Source organism: Achromobacter sp. 01N37, from assembly GCF_056399725.1.
Genome location: NZ_JBFTRX010000001.1, coordinates 534,019 through 555,248 on the forward strand (window position 1 = coordinate 534,019; position 21,230 = coordinate 555,248).

Sequence of the window (21,230 nt, forward strand, 5' to 3'; positions counted from 1 at the left end):
AAATCCAGCATGCTTTCCGCAACCGGCGGCGGATGCGCCTGCTATGATTACTGGATAAATACCCAGCTATCTGGCCAGGCCCATGTTTCCCCCGCATCGCTACTACTACCTGCACAATTTCCAGCGCGCCTTGGCGTGGGTCTCTGACCGCTACGCCGACTTGCTGGATGCCGCCGAACGCCGCTTCCTGGCTGATTTTTCGGCTTTGCCGCAGGCGTCGCAGGCGTTGATGGTGCGCATGCTGATGCGGCGCGGGCCGTGGTTTCGCGCCAGCCGACTGGTGTACGAAGAAATCGAAAGCACCGAAGCCGCCGCCGTGCCGCTGGTGGCGCTGGGGTGGCTGGATGCGCGCGCGCCCATGTCGCTGGACGAACTCTTCGCCCTGCACACCAAGCCGGAACTGTGCAAGATGTTTGCCGATGCCCCGGTGAAAGCCACGGCGCGCAAGGGGGATCTGCTGGACGCCATGCGCGTCTTGCAGCCCGAACCCAAGGCGTATCCGGCGTGGAACCCCGCGGCGGACGAGCCCGTCTGGCGCGTGATGGTGGGCGATCTTTGCGAACGCTTCCGGCTGATGTTCTTTGGCAACCTCTATCAAGACTGGTCGGAATTCGTGCTGGCCGACTTGGGGGTGTTCCAGTACGAGGCCGTGCCGTTCGAGGCGTCGTCCCGGGCGTTTCAAACGCGTGCGGATGTCGACGGCTATCTGGCTTTGCAGGCGTGCCGGGCGGCGCTGGATGAGGGGGCCGAGATGGATGCGCTGCTACAGGCGGTGGATGCGTGCGCCAGCCAGAACCCCTGGCTGGAAAAGCGGCGCGCCAAGGTTTTGTTTCGCATCGGCCAAGCCTGTGAACGCGCGCAGGCTTGGCCGGACGCGCAATCGGCGTACGAACGCTGCGTGTATCCGGGCGCGCGGCATCGCCGTATCCGTGTCCATGAACGCATGGGGCAGTTTGAGGATGCCCTGGCTTTGGCCATGCTGGCGCAAGACGCTCCCGAAAGTGAAGAAGAAAGCCAGCGCGTGGCGCGCATGCTGCCGCGCTTGTATCGCAGCGCGGGCATGGGTAAACCGGCCCGGCCGGCGGCGCCCGCATTGCTGCGTACCGACTTGGTGTTGCCGCGTCCCGCTGCACCTGCGGCAGTGGAATTCGTCACGCGCGACCATCTGCATCAAGACGACGCGCCCGTGCATTACGTGGAAAACGCGCTGATCAATTCGCTGTTTGGGCTGCTGTGCTGGCCCGCCGTGTTCGCGCCGTTGCCGGGCGCGTTCTTTCATCCTTTCCAGCGCGGCCCCGCCGATCTGGACGCACCCGATTTCCATCAACGCCGCGTGGCCCAGTTCGCGGATTGTCTGGCGCAGCTGGACACGCCCGCGTATCGCGACGTGATCTTGCAGCGTTACGCCGACAAGGCGGGCGTGCAGTCGCCGTTCGTGTTCTGGGGCGCCTTGTCGGAAGGGCTGCTGTTGCAAGCGCTGGATTGCCTGCCCGCCACGCACCTGAAGCTGTATTTCACGCGGCTGCTGCGCGACGTCAAAACCAACCGTTCGGGCCTGCCGGACCTGATTCGTTTCTGGCCGGCCGAGCGCCGCTATGAACTCATCGAGGTCAAAGGGCCGGGCGACAAATTGCAAGACAACCAGATTCGCTGGCTACAGTACTGCGTCTCGCACGGCATGCCCGTGCGGGTCTGCCATGTCAGTTGGCAGGAGGGCGCGGCATGAGCTACGCCGTAGCGGTGCGCGCGCTGTGCGAATTCACGGCGCGGGCGGGTGACCTGGACTTGCGCTTCACGCCCGCGCCGACGGGGCTGGAAGGCATGGCGGGCCATGCCGTCGTCACGGGCCGCCGTGGCCCGGACTACGAAACCGAAGTGTCGCTGTCCGGCCAGCATGAAACCTTACTGGTGCGGGGCCGCGCGGATGGCTACGACCCCGTGGCCAATCAGCTTGAAGAGGTCAAGACGTATCGCGGCTCGCTGGACAGCGTGCGTGAGAATCACCGCGTGGTGCACTGGGCGCAGGCGCGGGTGTACGGCCATCTGCTGTGCCAGTCGCGCGGGTTGGCTCAGGTGCGCGTGGCGCTGGTTTATTTCAATGTGGTCACCGAAGAAGAGACGGTGCTGGTGGAAACGCACCAGGCCGCTGAACTTGCCACGTTCTTCCAGGAACAATGCAATCGGTTCCTGGCGTGGGCCAAGACCGAGCTTGCGCATCGTCAGACGCGTGACGCGGCGTTGGAAAAGCTGGCGTTTCCGCACGGCGAATTTCGCGCTGGCCAGCGCGACCTGGCAGTTGCTGTGTACCGCACGGCGCGCGATGGCCGTTGCCTGATGGCGCAGGCGCCCACCGGCATCGGCAAGACCTTGGGCACGATCTTCCCGCTGCTCAAAGCCAGCCCCGGCACGGGGCTGGACAAGGTGTTCTTCCTGGCGGCCAAGAGTTCGGGCCGGGGTTTGGCCATTGAAGCCCTGGACACTCTGAACGCCCAGCCCGCGGCGCCCGGCTTGCGCGTACTGGATCTTCAAGCGCGCGACAAAACCTGCGAACACCCTGACCTGGCTTGCCACGGAGATTCCTGCCCGCTGGCGCAGGGCTTTTATGACCGCCTGCCAGAAGCGCGCGTAGCGGCGCTGCTACACGTGCGGCTGGATGCGCCCACCGTGCGCGCCACGGCCCGCGAGCATCAGGTTTGCCCGTACTACTTGTCGCAAGAGCTGATCCGCTGGAGCGATGTGGTCGTGGGTGACTACAACTATTACTACGACTCGTCGGCCATGCTGTACGCCATGACGCAGGCCTACCAGTGGAAGGTCGCGGTGCTGGTCGACGAGGCGCACAACCTGGTTGACCGCGCGCGCCGCATGTACACCGGCGAGCTGGATCAGGCGTCGTTGTCGGCGGCGCGCTATGCCGCGTCCAAAGCGTTGAAGAAGCCGCTGGACGGCTTGCAGCGTTCTTGGAATGCGTTGAACAAGAAGCAGACGGAACGCTATCAGGCCTATGAGATGGTGGCGCCCGGTGTGTTGTCGGCCGTGCAAAAGGCGGTGGGCGCCATCATGGAATCCATGGCGGAAACCCCGTTGCCGCAAGACGACCCGGTGCTGGTTTTCTATTTCCAGGCGCTGCAATTCATGCGGCTGGCCGAACAGTTTGGCTCGCACGCCTTGTTCGATGTGACCTTGTCGGACGTGGGGGTGGCCAGCGCCAAGACGCGGCCCTCGACCTTGTGCGTGCGCAACGTGATTCCGGCGCCGTATCTGGCGGCGCGTTACGCAGCGGCGCATGCCACCGTGCTGTTTTCCGGCACGCTCAGCCCGCAGCAGTTCTACCGCGACACGCTGGGCTTGCCGAAAGACACCCCGTGGATCGACGTGGCCGCGCCATTTCAAGCGGCGCAGCTGGCGGTGCGCGTGGTGGGCAACGTGTCTACGCGCTATCGCGACCGCGAACGGTCGCTTGCGCCTATCGTCGACTTGATCGCCAGCCAGTACGCCGACCGGCCGGGCAACTACCTGGGCTTCTTAAGCAGCTTTGATTACCTGCGGCAGGTGTCGGACCTGATGCGCGAGCGTCATCCGGGCGTGCCGATCTGGTTGCAGACGCCGGGCATGGGCGAAGCCGACCGCGCGGCGTTTCTGGCGCGCTTTACCGACACGGGCCAAGGCGTGGGCTTCGCGGTGTTGGGCGGCGCGTTTTCCGAAGGGGTGGACTTGCCGGGCAAGCGCCTGATAGGCGCCTTCATCGCCACGCTGGGGCTGCCGCAGGTGAACCCAGTGAACGAAAACATGAAGCGGGCCATGGACTTGCGCTATGGCGAAGAGAACGGCTACGACTACACCTACCTGTATCCCGGCATGCAAAAGGTGGTGCAGGCAGCAGGCCGCGTGATCCGCACCGAACAGGATGTGGGCACGGTGCATCTTATCGACGACCGCTATCGGCGCGCCAAAGTGCGCGGTCTGCTGCCGAGCTGGTGGCGGGTGGATTAGCCCCGGTTGCTCTGCTGTGGCGTTATGGCCGGGGCAGCGGTTCGGTCAATGGCCGACGCCCCGTGCCGCGAGGCGATGCGCTCACGCCTGCATAGCAAGGCGTAGATCGCCAGCGCGGTCAACAGCGCGATGCCGGCCAACACATGCAGCACCACGCGGAAGGCGTCGTCATAGATGTGTTGCAGCAGCGCAATGGCGGGCGGCTGCGCACGCGGTGGCGTATTCGGTGCCGCCGCCGGCACCTGCGCAGTTGCCGTCACCCGTGCATTCGGTGGCTCGGCCGGCACCTGCGCAGTTGCCGTCACCCGTGCATTTAGCGGCTCGGCCGGCAGCAGCGCCGCAGCTTCCTCCAGCTGACCCAGCGCTGCGCGATTCGCCGCCATCAACAGGGAAGGGGCATCGGTGGCGCCGGGTAGCGCTGCCGACAACTGCGTCTGAATCAACCCGGCCAGCAGGGCGCTAACCACTGCAATCGCCACACCGTCCGCCGACACGCGTACGGTGTTGAAGATGCCGGTCGCCATGCCGACATTGCGCGCGTCGACGACGCTGACCGCCATCGCATCCATCAAGCCCCATGGCAGGCCGATGCCGATGCCGATCAGACACATGGGCAGCCACAAACCGGCCGCGCCGGTGGCCATGACGCTGGCCAGCCACAAGAGGCCGATGGCCACGGCAATCAAGCCGACGGCCGACAGTACGCCGGGCTGGAACCAGCGCGTCAGCAGCGCAGCCACAAACGGCACGATGAGCAACGGCGCGGCCAGGCCGATCATCAACTGCCCGGCTTCCCATGCGCTGTAGCCGTCGATGCCGATGAAGCGGCCGGGCAAGAGCGCGATCAGCACGATGAACAAAAACGCGGGCGAGGCCGCCAGCACCTGCACGCCCACAAAGCGCGAGCTGCGAAACAGGCTCAGGTCCAGCATGGGGCGGGCGACGCGGCGTTCGATGCGCACGAACGCCACGGCCAACAACACGGATGCGAGTAGCGCGCCGATGACGTACACATCCCTCCAGCCTGCCTCGGGCGCCAGCAGCATGCCGTAGGTGAACAGCCCGAGCGCCCCGGTAAAGGTGAGCGCGCCGGGCCAGTCCAGCCGGCCTTGCGCCGCAACGGTAGTCGGGCGCACGCTGATGGCGACCATGACGGCGCCCAGCACGCCCACGCCACCCGTGGCCAGGAACACCCATTCCCAGCCCGCCGCCTCCACCATCCAGCCCGATGCGAGCGGTCCGAACGACAAGCCGATGCCGAAGGTAGTGCCCAGCAAACTGAACGCGCGGGTGCGCGCCACGCCGTGAAAGAGCGGCGCCAATGACGACATGGCAGCGGCGAACGCGGCCGCGCCGCCCATGCCTTGCAGGAGCCGCAGTACGTCGATCCAAGCGGCCGTCGGCATAAACGGAATCACGAAGGTGGCCGCGCAGAACCCCACCAGACCCAACAGCCAGACCCGGCGCGGCCCGTACAGGTCGGTCAGGCTGCCCGACACCATGATGACGCTGCCATACGCCAGGATGTAGCCGTTCAATATCCAGTTGAGTTCAACCGGCGTTCCCCCCAGCGCGTGGCTGATGGATGGCAACACGACGGCGGGGCCGGTGAAGCACAACGGAATGAGCAGGGCTGTCAGGCAGGCGGACAGCAGTTGCAGCCAACGGTAGGGAGAAGCGGGAGGAAGGGAAGCGGGAGGAAGGGAAACGTTGGGAAGGGACGCGTTGGGAAGGGACGCGGAGACAACAGGGGTGGGCATAACGCAAGGGCATCTGTAGACAGGGAGGCCAAGCTTAGGGGCCCAGAGATAAAAGAAAAATAGGCTAGGATTCCAAAGATTCCGGACAAATATGTCCGCATTGAGATTCGCATTGGAGTGCGTGGGATGGATAGCCTGAGCGGCATAGGCGTGTTCGTGCTGGTGGCGGAGACGCGCAGCTTTTCCGAAGCCGGCCGTGTGCTGGGCGTGTCGCCATCGGCGGTGGGCAAGAGCGTGGCGCGCATGGAAGCGCGCTTGAAGGTGCGCTTGTTTCATCGCAGCACCCGGCACATTGCGCTGACGCCCGAGGGCGAAAAATTCCTGGACCGTTGCCGCCGCATTCTGTCTGAGGTCGAGGCGGCCGAACTGGAATTGTCCGCCGCGTCCGACGCGCCGCAGGGCAAGCTGCGGGTCAGCCTGCCGCGCTACAGCGGGCTGTTCGACACCACCATCGCGAGCTTCATGCGCCACTACCCCGAGGTGGAGCTGGACCTGGATTTCACCGACCGGATGGTCGACGTGATCGGCGAAGGCTACGACGCCGTGGTGCGCACCGGCGAGATGGACGACTCCGGCCTGAAGCGCCGCCGCCTGGGGCCGTTTCGCCGTGTGCTGGCGGCATCCCCCGACTACTTGCGTGAGCACGGCACGCCCAAACGCGCGGCCGATCTGCTGCGCCATGCCTGCCTGCATTACCGCTACCCGGCCACGGGCCGGCTGGAGAAATGGCCGTTGAAGCTGGGGCCTGACGCGCCGCCGCTCGAGCTGCCGCTGACCTTGGTGTGCAACAGCGTCGAGATGCGGATTGCGTTGGCGGTGGGCGGGCAGGGCATCGTCTGCCTGCCCGACTTTACGATTCGCCGGGAATTGGCCGCAGGCCAATTGCAGATCGTGATGGAGGACCGCACGCGCGGCAGCGGCACGATGTGGGCGCTGTGGCCCGCCAGCCGCCAGGCATCGCCCAAGTTACGCGTGTTCGTCGACCACTTGGCGCAGCATTTATTTCCGTGACATTGGCAGCACGGCAGGGCTGAAATTAGCCACTTGTGTCCAAGGGGACGCGCCATTAGCATGACGAGCATCATATTCAGCGGCGCCGCAAGCGACCGCTGTGCCGACAACAATAGTCACCCCAGGAGACCTGCATGCCCCCCGCCACGCCGGCTGATTCCACCCGCTTGAATCCCATCGTCGCCATGCCGGCCCACGCCTTGTCGGACGCCATCCGGCGGCGCGAGCTGTCCTGTGTCGAGGTCATGGGCGCCTATCTGGCCCATATCGACCACGTCAATCCCAAGCTCAACGCCATCGTCGCCCGGCGCGACGCGGATGCGCTGTTGCGCGAAGCCGCCGAGCGCGACGCTCAGCTGGATGCGGGCCAGTGGCTGGGCTGGATGCACGGCATGCCCCAGGCGCCCAAGGATTTGACGGCCGTGCGCGGCATGGTCACGTCGATGGGTTCGCCGGTCTATCAGGATCAGGTGACGCCGCACGATTCCATCATGATCGAGCGGGTGCGGGCGTCGGGCGCTATTTTCATCGGACGCACCAACGTGCCGGAATTCGGCTTGGGCTCACATACCTATAACGCGGTGTACGGGGCCACGGGCAACCCCTATGACCTCTCCAAGACCGCAGGGGGCAGCAGTGGTGGCGCCGCCGCCGCGCTGGCCGCCCGCCTGTTGCCGGTGGCGGACGGCAGCGATTTTGGCGGTTCGCTGCGTAACCCCGCCGCGTTCTGCAACGTGTATGGCATGCGCCCGTCTGCCGGCCGGGTGCCATTCGGGCCGTCGACGGATGTGTTCTTGAAGCAGCTGTCGTACGAAGGCCCCATGGGCCGCACCCCGCGCGACGTGGCGTTGCTGCTGTCGGTGATGGCGGGCCACGACAAGCGTTCGCCCTTGTCCCTGCGTGATGACCCCGCGCAGTTCGCCGCGCCGCTGGACGCGGACATGCACGGCAAACGTATCGGCTGGTTGGGCGACTGGGACGGCTATCTGCCCATGGAGCCGGGCATTCTGGACCTTTGCACGCAGGCGTTGGGCGTGCTGGGTTCCGCGGGCTGCAAGGTTGCCGACTACCAAGTGCCGTTCGCGGGCGACCGCTTGTGGCGCATGTGGCTGGCGCACCGCCATCTGATGGTGGGCGGCCAATTGCACGGGCTGGTCGAAAACCCCGAGACGCGCAAGCTCGTGAAGCCAGCGGTGATCTGGGAAGTCGAAGGGCTGGACGGCATGACCGCGCGCCAGGTCTACCAGGCGACTGAAGAGCGCAGCGCCTGGTATCAGACCGTGCTGCGGATGTTTGAAGACGTTGATTATCTGGCCGTGCCATCGGCGCAGGTCTTTCCCTTTGACGTCACATTGGACTGGCCCAAGCACATTGCCGGGCGCCCCATGGACACCTATCACCGTTGGATGGAGACGGTAACGCCGTGGACGCTGGCGGGTTGCCCCGTCATCAGCGTGCCGGTGGGCTTCAACGCGCAAGGCCTGCCGATGGGGATGCAGTTGATCGGCCCGCCGCAGGCGGACGTGGACGTGCTGCGTCTGGCCCATGCCTACGAACAGGCCAGCGCACCGGCCGCCGACTGGGTCAACACCCGGTTGCCAGATGCGCTGTGGCGGGCGCCCGCCTGACCCCGGGATTGCGTGCGGTCTGTCACCGTAAAACACAAGCACTGGTAACCAGGCTTTGCATTTTTCCGACGAACCGGGCCATGATGCAGGGGTTTCCCTTGTTTTTCATGGCTCAGCCTGCCAGCCTTTGCAATAATTAGTGAATCTCTCCACATCCCGTCATGAACAGGCGTAGGCGCGCGGCAACGCGCGCCGGGTCGTTCAGCGGCGTTCCTCCGGGGCGCTGTAGCGTTGGTCCAGCACAAAGGTCTCCCGGCATGAAGAATCTGACACTCCGCCAGCGCATCCTGGCCAGCTTCCTGGTTGTTCTGGCCATCATGGCGTTGATGGTGGTGGTGGATTACCGGCGCTTGCTGCATATCGAAGCGGAAGTCGCCACGATCAATACCGACGCCGTGCCGGGCATTTACTACAGCACGTCCATCCGCTCCTCGTGGTTTGCCGGATTTGTGGTGCTGCAGGACGCCTACAACTCGGACACCGATCAGGAACGCCGCGCCGCGCTGGAAGCGCTGCCGAAGAATGATCAGCTACTGGACGACAGCGTTGAGCAGTACCGCCGCACCATTGCGCGCGGTGATGACCGCAAGATGTTCGACGAATTCGAAAAGGAATTGCAGGAATACAAGCGTATCCGCGCTGACATCCTGGCGCCCGCCGCTATCGGCGATGTCGCGCGCACGCAGGCACGTATCAAGACTGAACTGCGTCCCGCGTTCTATAAGGGCCGCGATACCCTGGCCAAGATGGTGGCCGAGAATAAAAAGCAGGCCGATGATTCGGCCCTCAGCATCCAGAAGGCGGTCGATACCGCCGAAGCGGGCATGCTGATCTCGCTGGCCCTGGCCGTTGTTGCCGCCATTATCTGCGGCGTCATGTTGATGCGCGCCATTGCCAACCCGATGCGAGACATCGTCAAGACCTTGGAATCCACTGGCGGCGGCGACTTGACCCGCCGCTTGTCGCTGGCGCGCAAAGACGAATTCAACGCCATCGAAACCGGCTTTAACGGCATGGTCGACGAGCTGACCGGGCTGGTCGGCAAGACGCAGCGTTCCGCCGTGCAGGTGGCGACCTCCGTTACGGAAATTGCCGCCACGTCCAAGCAGCAGCAGGCCACCGCGTCAGAAGTAGCGGCCACGACGACCGAAATCGGCGCGACTTCGCGCGAGATCTCGGCCACGTCCCGCGAATTGGTCCGCACCATGACCGAAGTGTCCAGCGCGGCCGAGCAGACTGCGTCGTTGGCGGGCAGCGGCCAGGTGGGCTTGGCGCGCATGGAAGACACGATGCGCAATGTGGTGGGCGCAGCCGGTTCCGTCAACGCCAAACTGGCCATTCTGAACGAGAAGGCCGGCAACATTACTCAGGTGGTCACAACGATTACGAAGGTAGCGGACCAGACCAACCTGCTGTCGCTGAACGCGGCGATTGAAGCCGAGAAGGCCGGCGAGTACGGCCGCGGCTTCGTCGTGGTGGCCACCGAGATCCGTCGTCTGGCCGACCAGACTGCCGTCGCCACCTATGACATCGAGCAGATGGTGCGCGAGATTCAGTCGTCGGTGTCCGCGGGCGTGATGGGCATGGACAAGTTCTCGGAAGAAGTGCGGCGCGGCATGGCCGACATGCAACAGGTGGGCGACCAGTTGTCGCAGATCATTCAGCAAGTGCAGACGCTGGCGCCGCGCGTGCAGATGGTTAACGAAGGTATGCAGGCGCAGGCGACCGGCGCCGAACAGATCAATCAGGCCTTGCAGCAACTGAGCGATGCCGCCCAGCAAACCGTGGAGTCCCTGCGTCAATCCAGTCTGGCCATTGAAGAGCTGACGCTGGTGGCCAACGACCTGCGCAGCGGCGTGTCGCGCTTCAAGGTGTGAGCCGGGCCATGGCGCAATGGGCTCCGGCATCTGACGCAAACGCGGCCCGGGCGGCCGCGCGGCGGCTATACCTGCTGTTTCGCATCGGCGGCGACCGCTATGCGCTGGACGCGGGCGATGTGGTCGAGGTGCTGGGGATGCGGGTGTTGAAGCAGGTGCCTGGCGCGCCGGCTTGGGTGGCGGGCATGCTGGACCGGCGCGGCGTGCCGGTGCCGGTAATCGACATGAGCCAATTGGCCGGCAAGAGCGCAGCGGCTGCCGTGACCAGCACGCGTCTGGCGCTGGTGCGTTATGGCGTGGACGCCGCGGATGATGGGAATGGCGGAAATGGCGGGAATGGCGGAAATGGCGGAAATGGCGGAAATGGCGGGAATAGTGGGAATAGCGGGAATAGCGGGAATAGCGGAAATGGCGGCCGTTTGCTGGGATTGATTCTGGAGCAGGCGACCGAAACCGTGCACTACGACCCGGCCGCGTTCAAGCCTTACGGGCTGGATAACCCCGGCGCGCGTTACCTGGGGCCGGTGCTAAGCGACGCGCATGGCATGGTGCAGGCGGTCAAGGTGGCGGACCTGTTGCCGGCGTCTGTACGGGCTTTGTTGTATCCGCCGGACGACCGCAGGGATGCAAACGCCGACGCGAATTCCGACGCGAATGCCGACGCGAATTCCGACGCGAATTCCGACGCGAATTCCGACGCGAATTCCGACGCGAATGCCGGCGAGAATTCCGGCGCGAATTCCGCGGCGAACGCCGGTGCAAACCCCGGGACCCCGTCATGAATCTGGTCGACGATTTCAGCGCCTTGCTCAAACGCAAGATGGGGCTGGACAGCGGCTCCATCGGCAAGGCCGCCGTCGAACGCGCCGTGCGCCACCGCATGGGCGCGGTAGATGCGGCGGATGAACGCGATTATCTGATGCGGGTGCAGACCGACCCCGCCGAAATGCAGCAGCTGATCGAAGCGGTCATCGTGCCGGAAACGTGGTTTTTCCGGTATCCGGAATCGCAGGCTGCCATGGCCAGGCTCGCGCGCGAGCGCTTGTTTGCCGTCGGCGTGCCCGACAACCGCGTGTTGCGCGTGCTGAGCGTGCCGTGCTCCAGCGGCGAAGAACCGTATTCCATCGCCATGGCCTTGTTGGACGCGGGCGTGCCGGCCTCGCGTTTTGAGGTGGACGCGGTGGACATCAGCGAGCGCATGGTTGAATTCGCCCGGCGCGCGGTCTACGGCCGCAATTCTTTCCGGGGCGACGATCTGGCCTACCGCGGCCGCCATTTCACTGAAACGGCCGACGGCCACCAGCTAGCCGACATGGTTCGCGCGCGGGTGCGCTTCCAGCAGGGCAACCTGTTCGATACCCATCTGTTGGCGGGCGCCGCGCCGTACGACTTCGTGTTCTGCCGCAACCTGTTGATCTATTTCGACGGCCCTACCCAGGAACGCGCCGTGCAGGTGCTGCGCCGTTTCACGCGCGGCGACGGCGTGATCTTCGTCGGCCCGGCTGAAACCAGTTTGATGACCGCGCGCCGTCTGCCCGCCGTGCCCGTCGCGCGCTCGTTCGCGTTTCTGGCTCAGACTCTGCCGCCGCCTGCCGAGACGTTCGCGCCGCCCAAGCCGATGGTGCATGCGTGGACGCCGCCGCGCCGGCCCGTCGCCCAGACGCCGGCCGCGCGCTTGCCGTTAGCGCACGCGGCGATTGCGCCGGCGCCGATGGATCGCGTAGCGCCCGCCGCTCGCCCTGACACGCCCAGCGCCGACGCCTCGCTGCGCCAGATCGCGGCCATGGCCGACCAGGGCAGGGTGCAGGACGCCATGGCCAAGTGCCAGGCGCATCTGGATATCCACGGCGCCAGCGCCGATGCGTTGCACCTGTTGGGCTTGCTGCAAGATGCGGCAGGCGACGCGCGTCAGGCGCAAACGTCGTATCGCAAGGCCCTGTATCTGGACCCGACGCACCGCGAAGCGCTGCTGCATCTGGCCGCGCTGATTGCGTCGGCGGGCGACACCGAAGGCGCGCGCCGCCTGCAAGCCCGCGCGGCGCGACAGGAGGCTCGACGTGACTGAATCTCTTGCCTTCATGTCCGACGTGGACGACTGCTGGAACCGCATCGGCATTCGCGGCGACAAAAGCTGCGAGCAGTTGCCCGGCCATGTGCACTGCCGCAATTGCCCGGTTTACGCGACCGCCGCCAAGCGCATCCTGGACCGCCTGCCGCCGCAGATGGAATCGTTGGAAGACGAGTCCGACGGGCAAGACAGCACCCGGCTGTCGTCGCTGCTGGTGTTTCGCCTGAACCGCGAATGGCTGGGCCTGCCCACGCGCTCGCTGGACGAAGTGGCCGCCACGCGCGCCATTCTGACGTTGCCGCATCGGCGCGACCCCGCCGTGCTGGGCGTGACGAACGTGCGCGGCACGCTGACCGTCTGTGTGTCGCTGGCGCGTCTGCTCAGCCTGGAAGCGGGCGCCGCAGAATCCCGTGACCGGCCGGCCGCGGCCCGCATGCTGATCTTCGGCGGCGCAGGGCGCGCGGTGGTGTTGCCGGTGGACGAAGTGGACGGTATCCACGCCGTTGACCTGGACCAGTTGGAGCCATTGCCTGCCACGGTTGAAGGCGCCAGCTTGAAATACTCTCGCGGCGTGGCCCGCTGCGGCACGCGTAGCGTGGGCGTACTGGACGAGAATTTGTTGATGCAAGCTTTGGAACGGAGCCTGGCGTGAATCCGGACGAAATGCGCGACGCATCGTTGCTGGAGCTGTTCCAGCTGGAAACCCGCACTCAGGTGCAGGTGCTGAACAACGGCTTGCTGGCGCTGGAACACAACCCGACGTCGGCGCCGCAGCTCGAAGCCTGCATGCGCGCGGCCCATTCGTTGAAAGGCGCGGCCCGCATCGTGGACTTGCATCCGGCGGTGCGCATCGCGCATGCCATGGAAGACTGCCTGGTCGCGGCGCAGGAAGGGCGCCTGCGCTTGCAGGCCACCGACATTGATGCCTTGTTGTTGGGCGCGGACTTGTTGCAGCGCGTGGCCACGCCCGGCGTGGAGCTGGGCGCCGAGATCGACGACCTGGTCATGCGCCTGAGCAACGCGCCCAACGCGCCGCCTGCCGCGCCGCCCACGCCGCCACGCGAACCCCGGCCGTCGGATTTCTTCCCGCCTATCCAGCGGCTGGATGATCCGCCGCCGACGCTGTCGGCAGCCACGTCATCAGGTTTCCCGACATCGGCATCCCCGTCATCGGCTTTCCCGTCATCAGGTTTCCCGTCATCGGCATCCCCGTCTTCGGCGTCTCAGGCGCCGGCCGCGCAGGCGTTAACGCGCCGCACGTCGGACCAAGGGCTGTCGGACGGCGAACGCGTGCTGCGCGTGACGGCGGATACCTTGAACAAGTTGCTGGGGCTGTCCAGCGAAACGCTGGTGGAATCGCACTGGATCGGGCCATTCGGCGCGTCCATGCTGCGCTTGCGCCGTTTGCAATCGGGCGCAGGCCAGGCGCTGGACGGCGTACGCGCGGCGCTGGCGGGCCAGCAGGTGGATGCGCGCGTGCAGGCCGCGTTGGACGACGCGCAGCGCATCGTCGAACAATGCCAGCAAGAGCTCACGCAGCGCACCAGCGAAGTCGATGAATTCGGCTGGCGCATGAGCCATCTGGCGCAACGCCTGTACGACACCGCGCTGGCGTGCCGCATGCGGCCGTTTGGCGACGGGCTGGGCGGCATGGCGCGCATGGTGCGGGACCTGGGCCGCTCGTTGGGCAAGCAAGTGCGGCTGGAGATCGAAGGCGACGCCACGCAGGTTGACCGCGACATCCTGGAAAAGCTGGACGCGCCGTTGATGCATTTGCTGCGCAACGCAGTGGATCACGGCATCGAAATGCCGATGGACCGCATGGATGCCGGCAAGTCGCCCGAAGGGCTGATCAAGCTGTCGGCGCGCCACGCAGCAGGCATGCTGCTGATTGAATTGAGCGACGACGGCGCAGGCATTTCGCTGGACCGGCTGCGCGTGGAAGTGGTGCAGCGCAAACTGACGAACTCCGAAACGGCTGCGCGTTTGAGCGAGGCCGAGCTGCTGGAATTCCTGTTCCTGTCGGGCTTCAGCACGCGGGGCGAAGTCACCGAGATCTCGGGGCGCGGCGTGGGGCTGGACGTGGTGCAGACCATGGTGCGGCAACTGCGCGGCGCGGTGCGCATTCATCAGACAACGGGCCAAGGCACGCGCTTCGTGCTGGAAATGCCCTTGTCGCTGTCGGTCGTGCGCAGCTTGCTGGTCGAGGTGCAGGGCGAGATTTATGCGTTCCCGCTGGCCTACGTCAACCATGCCTTGCAGGTGCGCGCGGAAGACATCGAACAATTGGAAGGCCATCAGCATTTCCGCTTCATGGACCGGCAGATTGGCTTGGTCTCGGCGCGTCAGATTTTGCACGCGGGCGAACCCGCGCCGGGGGCGGAGTCGGTGGCGGTGGTGGTCGTGGGCAGCCACGACACGCAGTACGGCATCGCCGTGGATCGTTATGTGGGTGAACGCACGCTGGTGGTCCAGCCGCTGGACCCGCGTCTGGGCAAGGTGCAGGACGTGATGGCGGGGGCGTTGATGGATGACGGCACGCCGCTGTTGATACTGGATGTGGAAGACATGCTGTTGTCGGTGCAAAAGCTGATTGAAGGCGGCCGGCTGACGCGCGTGGATGGCGGTGGCGCCATCGTCCAGACGCGCCGACGCAAGCGTGTGCTGGTGGTTGACGATTCGTTGACCGTGCGCGAACTGGAACGCAAGCTGCTTGTGAATCGCGGCTTTGATGTGGCGGTGGCGGTAGACGGCATGGACGGCTGGAACATGCTGCGCGGCGAAGATTTCGACCTGGTTGTCACCGATGTGGACATGCCGCGCATGGACGGCATCGAGCTCGTGTCGCGCATCAAGGCCGATCCCAAGTTGCAAAGCCTGCCGGTAATGGTAGTGTCCTACAAAGATCGTGAAGAGGATCGGCGGCGCGGGCTGGATGCCGGCGCTGATTACTATCTGGCCAAGGGCAGCTTCCACGATGATGCGCTGCTTGACGCTGTTGAAGATTTGATCGGAAAGGCACTCACGTGAGAATCGGGATCGTCAACGATCTGCAAATGGCGGTTGAGACCCTGCGCCGCGCCATCGCGCTTGAACCGGGCCTGCAAGTGGCCTGGGTGGCGTCCAACGGCGAAGAAGCCGTCGCGCAATGCGCACGCGATCGGCCCGATGTGGTGCTGATGGACTTGATCATGCCCGTCATGGACGGGGTCGAGGCCACGCGCCGCATCATGGCGGAATCGCCCTGCGCCATCGTCGTGGTGACGGCCGACGTGGCCCGTCACACGTCGCGCGTGTTCGACGCCATGGGCCACGGCGCGCTGGACGCGGTGGATACGCCCGTCGTCGGCGGCGCGGATATGCGCACCGCCGCCGCGCCCTTGTTGCGCAAGATCCGCAACATTGGCTGGCTGATCGGCCGTTACGGCAACCGCCCGGCGCTGACACCCGTCGAGAAACCTGCCCCCAAGCATGATGCCCAGCGCTTGCTGGTCATTGGCGCTTCCGCAGGCGGCCCGGCGACGCTGGCGCAATTGCTGCGCGATTTGCCGCTGAATTTTCCGGCGGGCATCGTGCTGGTGCAGCACGTGGACGCGTCGTTTGCCGCCGGCATGGCCGATTGGCTGAACGATCAGGTGCTGTTGCCGGTGCGGCTGGTGCGCGAAGGCGAACGGCCGCTGCCGGGCCAGGTACTCTTGGCCGGCACGGACGACCACCTGCATCTGCTGGCCGATGGCACCTTGCGCTACACCGAAAACCCCAAGGAAAGCCTGTACCGGCCTTCCATCGATGTGTTCTTCCATAGCGTGGCGCAGCATTGGCGCGGGCTGGCGGTGGGCGTGCTGCTGACCGGCATGGGGCAGGACGGCGCGCGCGGCTTGAAGGCGCTGCGTGAACGCGGCTGCCTGACCATCGCCCAGGACCAGGCCACCAGCGCCGTGTACGGCATGCCCAAGGCGGCTGCCGCACTAGAGGCCGCCGTGGAAATCAGACCATTGGATCAAATTGCTCCCCGCTTGATTCAGGCATTTGCCTGAGCGGATTGCTATTGCCAGACATCAAGGAATGACTATGCACCCTCCCATAGACAGCTCGGCCTCCGCGGACCTGAACTCGCACGCGGCCATGGTGCTGCTTGTTGACGATCAGGTCATGGTGGGCGAGGCGATCCGGCGGGCGCTGGCGACGGAAGGGAACATTGATTTTCACTACTGCTCGGACCCCTACAAGGCGCTGACGGTAGCGATTCAAACGCGGCCCACCGTCATTCTGCAAGACCTGGTGCTGCCGGGCGTGGACGGCTTGAGCCTCGTGCAGGAATACCGCAACCATCCGGTCACGCGCGATATCCCCATCATCGTGCTGTCCACCAAGGAAGACCCCGCCATCAAGAGCGCCGCCTTTGCGGCGGGCGCCAACGATTACCTGGTGAAGCTGCCCGATTCCATTGAGCTGGTGGCGCGCATTCGCTACCACTCGCGTTCGTATCTGGCGCTGGTGCAACGCGACGAGGCCTATCAAGCACTGCGTCAAAGCCAGCAGCAGCTGCTGGAAAGCAATATGGAATTGCGCCGGCTGACCAATTCCGACGGGCTTACTGGCTTGGGCAACCGCCGTTATTTCGACGAATACCTCAACGCGGAATGGATGCGCGCGCGCCGCGATGGCCGCGAGATCAGCATGCTGATGATCGATGTCGACCACTTCAAGGCCTACAACGACACCTATGGCCACATCGCGGGCGACGAAGCGTTGAAGCGCGTCGCCAACACCATCTTCGCCAGCTGCGACCGTTCAACAGATTTGGCGGCACGCTTTGGCGGCGAAGAGTTTGCGCTGGTGTTGCCCGGCACGCCGGCCGGCAGCGCGCGTTTGGCGGCCGAGAAGCTGCGCCGCGCGGTGGAAGCGATGCAGATTCCGCAGAAAGACACGGGCTCTGGCCCGTGGCTGACCGTCAGCATCGGCACGGCGACGGCCATTCCGGCTGAGGCGCAACCTTGCACCGATCTGATCCAAGTGGCTGACCGCGGCCTCTATCAGGCCAAGCGCCTGGGCCGCAACCGTGTCGTGCCAGGGCAGATACCGGCGGCGACGGAATAAGCCGCAGTACAGCGCCAGCTGCGGCGCTGTGGCATGGCCGGCACTACCGCTGTGGCATGGCCGACGTTACAGATGCAGCTTGGTCGATGACTTCACTTCGTGCATCGACAGCGTGCTGAGCAATTCCTTCACGCCAGGCAAGGTGCGCAAGCGGTTGCGTACAAATTCCGAATACGCATCGAAGTCGCGCGCCACGATGTGCAGCAGGTAATCGTGCTGCCCGGTTGTGTTGTGGCAGGCCAGCACTTCGGGCATGGCGGCTATCGCCGCTTCGAAGGCGTGGCACAACTTTTCGGTGTGGTTTTCCAGCGAGATGCTGACGAACGCCACCACCCCCATGCCTAGCGCGCGGCGGTCCAGAATGGCCTGATAGCCGCGGATGACGCCCGAGGTCTCCAGCCGTTTCAACCTTTTCCAGCAAGGCGAGGCCGACAGCGATACGCGCTCGGCCAGTTCCGCATTGCTCAACCGCCCATCTTCTTGAAGGATTTTCATGATTTTCCAATCGATCGCGTCAAGTTGATGTAACAAGGCAGTGTCTTTCATAAATTGGTTCTGGTGGGAAATAACGTTTCACATTATCGCGGTCTTGTGGACGATTTGGAAAGAAAATTGGCCTAGCCTGCGCCCATACTGCAATACATTCCGAGGCGGCCGGCGCTATTGTCAAACCCTGTGAGACGCGCCTGCCCGATCGGCTGGACCCCCAGAGAAAGAGGCACACCATGACGTATTCGACTTATCACAAGAAAGATATTTTCGGCCGGCCCCTGCATGCGGAAACGCAGATGATGTCTTACGGCTACGACCCGTTCCTGTCGGAAGGCGCGGTCAAGCCGCCGGTATTCCTGACGTCGACGTTTGCGTTCCGGTCGGCCGAAGATGGCGCGGAATTCTTTGATCTGGTGTCGGGCCGCAAGCCCTTGCCGCAGGGCGAAACGGCGGGTCTGGTGTATAGCCGTTTCAACCATCCCAACCTGGAAATCGTTGAAGACCGGCTGGCGTTGCTGGATGGTTCGGAAGCGGCCGCCGTGACGGCAAGCGGCATGGCGGCGATCAGCGCGGTATTGATGGCGTTCCTGCGCCCTGGCGATCAACTGGTGCAGTCGTTGCCCTTGTATGGCGGCACTGAAACGCTGATTGCCAAGATCTTTCCGGAATGGGGGATTGGCTCGCATCCCATCCAGGATGGCTTGTCGCCCAAACACATGCGCGCGGCGCTGGAAGCGGCCGCCGCCAAAGGCCCGGTGCGTGTTTTCTATGTGGAAACGCCCGCCAACCCCACCAACGCGCTGATCGATTTCGAAGCCATGAAGAACGAGCTGGACGCCTTCGAGACGCGTCACGGCTATCGCCCGGTCTCGGTGTGCGACAACACGCTGCTGGGCCCGATCTTCCAGAAGCCTGCCGAGCACGGCGTGGACTTGTCGGTCTATTCGCTGACGAAGTATGTGGGCGGCCACAGTGACCTGGTGGCGGGCGCCGTCACGGGTTCGAAGGAGCTGATCAAGAAGGTGCGCGGTATCCGCAGCGCGTTTGGCTCGCAGCTGGACCCGCATTCGTGCTGGATGATCACGCGGTCAATGGAAACGGTGGTGCTGCGCATGAAGCAGGCGGCGCGCACGGCGACCAAGGTGGCGCAGTGGCTGGCCGGCAATCCGTATGAAAAGGTGCAGATCTTTCACCCCGAGATGATCACCGACCGCACGTATCAAGAGGTCTACAAGCGGCAATGCACGGGGCCGGGTTCCACGTTCGCCTTCGTGGTGGAAGGCGGCCGCGAGCGCGCGTTCCGCCTGATCAATGCGTTGCATCTGTTCAAGTCGGCGGTCAGCCTGGGCGGCACGGAATCGCTGGTGTGCCACCCGGCGTCCACCACGCACTCGGGTGTGCCAGCGGCCGAGCGCGATGCGGCGGGCGTGTCAGAAGGGCTGATTCGCATCTCGATCGGGCTGGAGCACGAGGAAGACCTGATCGCCGATATGGACCACGCCTTCCGCGGGCGCTGACGGGTGCGGCGCTTATGTGGCGGGGGTGGAAGCCTAGGCTGACGTGACAGCCGAAGCCGGAGCCGGAGCCGACGCTGAAGCCGATCCCGAAGCCGAAGCCGAAGCCGAAGCCGAAGCCGAAGCCGACGCCGACGCCGAAGCTGACGCCGAAGCTGACGCCGACGCCGACGCCGCCGCCGCCGACGCCGCCGCCGAAGCCGGATTTTGTGCCGACCCCGACCCCGACTCCGGCGCCGGCCGCCGTGAGCGGTTCAGCAGCACGAACCCCGCGGTGGCCAGCAGCATCACCGTCGCCGTGGCGATGACGGCGGCGTAGCCGGTGTCGAATGCCGTCTTGGCCACGTGCGTCAGCGCGGCGGCCAGATCGGCTGGCAGGCTTTCCGCCACGATCAGCGCGTCGTCCAGGCTGTCGCGCACGATGCCGTCCACGCCTTCTGGCACGGCAAGCGTTTGCGCGTACACGCCGGTCAGGATCGAGCCCATCAGCGTCACGCCCAACGCGCCGCCCAGCTCGTAAGACACCTCTTCAATTGACGCCGCCATGCCCGCGCGTTCCGGCGTGGCGCTTTGCATGATGGAGCTGGAGGCCGCCGTCATGGTGGCGCCAATGCCCACGCCCAGCACGCTCAGGCTGATCATCTGCGGCATGACGCTGCCGTCATAGCTCAGCAGATAGCCGCCCATGCCGGCGCCCGCTACGGCCAGCGCCACGAACATCAGGCGCGGGCCACGTATGTATCCCAGCAGCCAGCCCGCCAGCGGGCCCGCCACGAAGGCGGCCAGCGGCAAGGGCAGGATGAACAGCGCGGCTTGAATCGGCGACATGCCCATCACCAGTTGCAGGCGCTGGCTGAATACGAGCTCCATGCCGAATAAAGCGGCGCCCGCGAACAGCGCGGCGGCCACGCCCGAACTGAAGGTGGCGTTGCGGAAGATGGAAAAGTCGATCAGCGGATACGGGCGGCTGCGCTGGCGGCGCACGAACCAGGTCAGCATCGCCACGCCCGCCACGCAGCCCACACCGGCATGCAGCCAAGAGGTTGTCGCTTTGCCCAGCTCTTTCAGCGCGTAGGCGCACAAGATCAGGCCCACCATGACTTGCAGCGAACCCACCAAGTCCCAGGGGCGTTCGGCGTTCGGACGGCTGGCGGGAATGAAGCGCCAGGCCAGCGGCAGCGCCAGCAGCACGATGGGCACGTTGATGAGGAAGACCGAGCCCCACCAGAAATGCTCCAGCAGCACGCCGCCAATGACCGGCCCCAGCGCCGCGCCGCCCGAGGCGACCGAGGCCCAGATGCCGATGGCCACCGAGCGTTCGCGCTCGTTGGCGAAGGTAAGGCGGATGATGGACAGCGTGGCCGGCATCATCATGGCCGCGCCCAACGCCAGCAGCACGCGCGCGGCGATCAAGGCGGCGGCGCCGGGTGAATAGGCGGCAGCCAGCGAGGCCACGCCGAACACGGCCAGCCCCATCATGAACAGGCGCTTGTGGCCCAGGCGGTCGCCCAGGGTGCCCATGCCCAGCAACAGGCCGGACACCACCAAGGCGTACACGTTCACGATCCACAGCTTGGCCGACGCCGAGACCCCCAAATCATGCGTGAGACGGGGCAGGGCGGTGTACAGCACCGTCATGTCCACCACGATCAACAACAAGGCGATGGACACAATGCCCAGCACCAGCCAACGGCGCGGATCGGCCGTGGCGACAGCGTTCGAATGAGTCCGCTGCATAGTTCTACTCCTTGAATTCCACAACCGGCGGGCGCTGGAAGATGTGCTCT

At 65.1% G+C, this 21,230-nt stretch carries 14 protein-coding genes and 1 pseudogene; 12 read left to right on the forward strand and 3 right to left on the reverse strand.

Going from position 1 to position 21,230, the window contains the following annotated elements; genetic code table 11:
• The first annotated feature begins 82 nt into the window (after positions 1-82).
• Together AC1DSJ_RS02310 and AC1DSJ_RS02315 are read left to right on the forward strand one after the other, a co-directional pair.
• A complete protein-coding gene (locus tag AC1DSJ_RS02310) occupies positions 83-1,726 on the forward strand; it encodes a VRR-NUC domain-containing protein (RefSeq protein WP_441370919.1) in 1,644 nt (547 codons plus the stop codon).
• Positions 1,723-3,993: an ATP-dependent DNA helicase gene (locus AC1DSJ_RS02315; protein WP_441370920.1), complete on the forward strand. Its 2,271-nt coding sequence runs from the start codon at positions 1,723-1,725 to the stop codon at positions 3,991-3,993. Before AC1DSJ_RS02310 ends, AC1DSJ_RS02315 begins: the two co-directional genes overlap by 4 nt.
• On the opposite strand, the gene AC1DSJ_RS02320 is transcribed toward AC1DSJ_RS02315, so the two are convergent.
• Entirely contained in the window at positions 3,990-5,753 is a 1,764-nt protein-coding gene (locus tag AC1DSJ_RS02320) for an MFS transporter (RefSeq protein ID WP_441370921.1), read from the reverse strand. The two genes, AC1DSJ_RS02315 and AC1DSJ_RS02320, sit on opposite strands and share 4 nt — an antisense overlap.
• Positions 5,754-5,879: 126 nt before the next feature.
• Here AC1DSJ_RS02320 and AC1DSJ_RS02325 point away from each other — a divergent pair, with 126 nt between their 5' ends.
• The 9 genes and pseudogenes from AC1DSJ_RS02325 (at position 5,880) to AC1DSJ_RS02365 (ending at position 17,437) form a co-directional block, all read left to right on the forward strand.
• The gene (locus tag AC1DSJ_RS02325) at positions 5,880-6,764 is read left to right on the forward strand and encodes a LysR family transcriptional regulator (RefSeq protein WP_054421444.1); all 885 of its coding nucleotides are present in this window, start codon (positions 5,880-5,882) and stop codon (positions 6,762-6,764) included.
• Between the two features lie 134 nt (positions 6,765-6,898).
• Positions 6,899-8,392, forward strand: coding sequence for an amidase (locus tag AC1DSJ_RS02330; RefSeq protein WP_441370922.1), 1,494 nt, complete (start codon positions 6,899-6,901; stop codon positions 8,390-8,392).
• A gap of 257 nt (positions 8,393-8,649) precedes the next feature.
• Positions 8,650-10,269, forward strand: a complete 1,620-nt coding sequence (locus AC1DSJ_RS02335) for a methyl-accepting chemotaxis protein (protein ID WP_441370923.1) — start codon at positions 8,650-8,652, stop codon at positions 10,267-10,269.
• Between the two features lie 8 nt (positions 10,270-10,277).
• Positions 10,278-10,883, forward strand: a pseudogene (locus tag AC1DSJ_RS02340) (chemotaxis protein CheW); the annotation flags it as partial.
• A gap of 164 nt (positions 10,884-11,047) precedes the next feature.
• A complete protein-coding gene (locus tag AC1DSJ_RS02345) occupies positions 11,048-12,334 on the forward strand; it encodes a CheR family methyltransferase (RefSeq protein ID WP_342066064.1) in 1,287 nt (428 codons plus the stop codon).
• 13 nt (positions 12,335-12,347) lie between these two features.
• A complete protein-coding gene (locus AC1DSJ_RS02350) occupies positions 12,348-12,989 on the forward strand; it encodes a chemotaxis protein CheW (RefSeq protein WP_441371077.1) in 642 nt (213 codons plus the stop codon).
• Complete coding sequence (locus AC1DSJ_RS02355; protein ID WP_441370924.1) at positions 12,986-15,367, forward strand: hybrid sensor histidine kinase/response regulator; 2,382 nt, start codon at positions 12,986-12,988, stop codon at positions 15,365-15,367. Before AC1DSJ_RS02350 ends, AC1DSJ_RS02355 begins: the two co-directional genes overlap by 4 nt.
• Positions 15,364-16,374: a chemotaxis response regulator protein-glutamate methylesterase gene (cheB, locus tag AC1DSJ_RS02360; protein WP_054421449.1), complete on the forward strand. Its 1,011-nt coding sequence runs from the start codon at positions 15,364-15,366 to the stop codon at positions 16,372-16,374. Before AC1DSJ_RS02355 ends, cheB begins: the two co-directional genes overlap by 4 nt.
• A gap of 34 nt (positions 16,375-16,408) precedes the next feature.
• Entirely contained in the window at positions 16,409-17,437 is a 1,029-nt protein-coding gene (locus AC1DSJ_RS02365; protein WP_175169140.1) for a response regulator, read from the forward strand.
• Between the two features lie 66 nt (positions 17,438-17,503).
• Here AC1DSJ_RS02365 and AC1DSJ_RS02370 read toward each other — a convergent pair whose 3' ends face one another.
• Positions 17,504-17,983, reverse strand: coding sequence for an Lrp/AsnC family transcriptional regulator (locus tag AC1DSJ_RS02370; protein WP_082386936.1), 480 nt, complete (start codon positions 17,981-17,983; stop codon positions 17,504-17,506).
• Between the two features lie 179 nt (positions 17,984-18,162).
• On the opposite strand from AC1DSJ_RS02370, the gene AC1DSJ_RS02375 reads away from it, so the two are divergent.
• Positions 18,163-19,446: a cystathionine gamma-synthase family protein gene (locus AC1DSJ_RS02375; protein ID WP_054421452.1), complete on the forward strand. Its 1,284-nt coding sequence runs from the start codon at positions 18,163-18,165 to the stop codon at positions 19,444-19,446.
• A 33-nt stretch (positions 19,447-19,479) separates the two neighbouring features.
• On the opposite strand, the gene AC1DSJ_RS02380 is transcribed toward AC1DSJ_RS02375, so the two are convergent.
• Positions 19,480-21,180, reverse strand: a complete 1,701-nt coding sequence (locus AC1DSJ_RS02380; RefSeq protein ID WP_441370925.1) for an MFS transporter — start codon at positions 21,178-21,180, stop codon at positions 19,480-19,482.
• Positions 21,181-21,230: the final 50 nt, after the last annotated feature.

Coding starts and splice junctions, on each gene's coding strand:
- AC1DSJ_RS02325 (WP_054421444.1), top strand. CDS start 5,880: ATGGATAGCCTGAGCGGCATAGGCGTGTTCGTGCTGGTGGCGGAGACG.
- AC1DSJ_RS02375 (WP_054421452.1), top strand. CDS start 18,163: ATGACGTATTCGACTTATCACAAGAAAGATATTTTCGGCCGGCCCCTG.
- AC1DSJ_RS02345 (WP_342066064.1), top strand. CDS start 11,048: ATGAATCTGGTCGACGATTTCAGCGCCTTGCTCAAACGCAAGATGGGG.
- AC1DSJ_RS02350 (WP_441371077.1), top strand. CDS start 12,348: ATGTCCGACGTGGACGACTGCTGGAACCGCATCGGCATTCGCGGCGAC.
- AC1DSJ_RS02335 (WP_441370923.1), top strand. CDS start 8,650: ATGAAGAATCTGACACTCCGCCAGCGCATCCTGGCCAGCTTCCTGGTT.
- AC1DSJ_RS02370 (WP_082386936.1), bottom strand. CDS start 17,983: ATGAAAGACACTGCCTTGTTACATCAACTTGACGCGATCGATTGGAAA.
- AC1DSJ_RS02320 (WP_441370921.1), bottom strand. CDS start 5,753: ATGCCCACCCCTGTTGTCTCCGCGTCCCTTCCCAACGCGTCCCTTCCC.
- AC1DSJ_RS02330 (WP_441370922.1), top strand. CDS start 6,899: ATGCCCCCCGCCACGCCGGCTGATTCCACCCGCTTGAATCCCATCGTC.
- AC1DSJ_RS02380 (WP_441370925.1), bottom strand. CDS start 21,180: ATGCAGCGGACTCATTCGAACGCTGTCGCCACGGCCGATCCGCGCCGT.
- AC1DSJ_RS02315 (WP_441370920.1), top strand. CDS start 1,723: ATGAGCTACGCCGTAGCGGTGCGCGCGCTGTGCGAATTCACGGCGCGG.
- AC1DSJ_RS02365 (WP_175169140.1), top strand. CDS start 16,409: ATGCACCCTCCCATAGACAGCTCGGCCTCCGCGGACCTGAACTCGCAC.
- AC1DSJ_RS02310 (WP_441370919.1), top strand. CDS start 83: ATGTTTCCCCCGCATCGCTACTACTACCTGCACAATTTCCAGCGCGCC.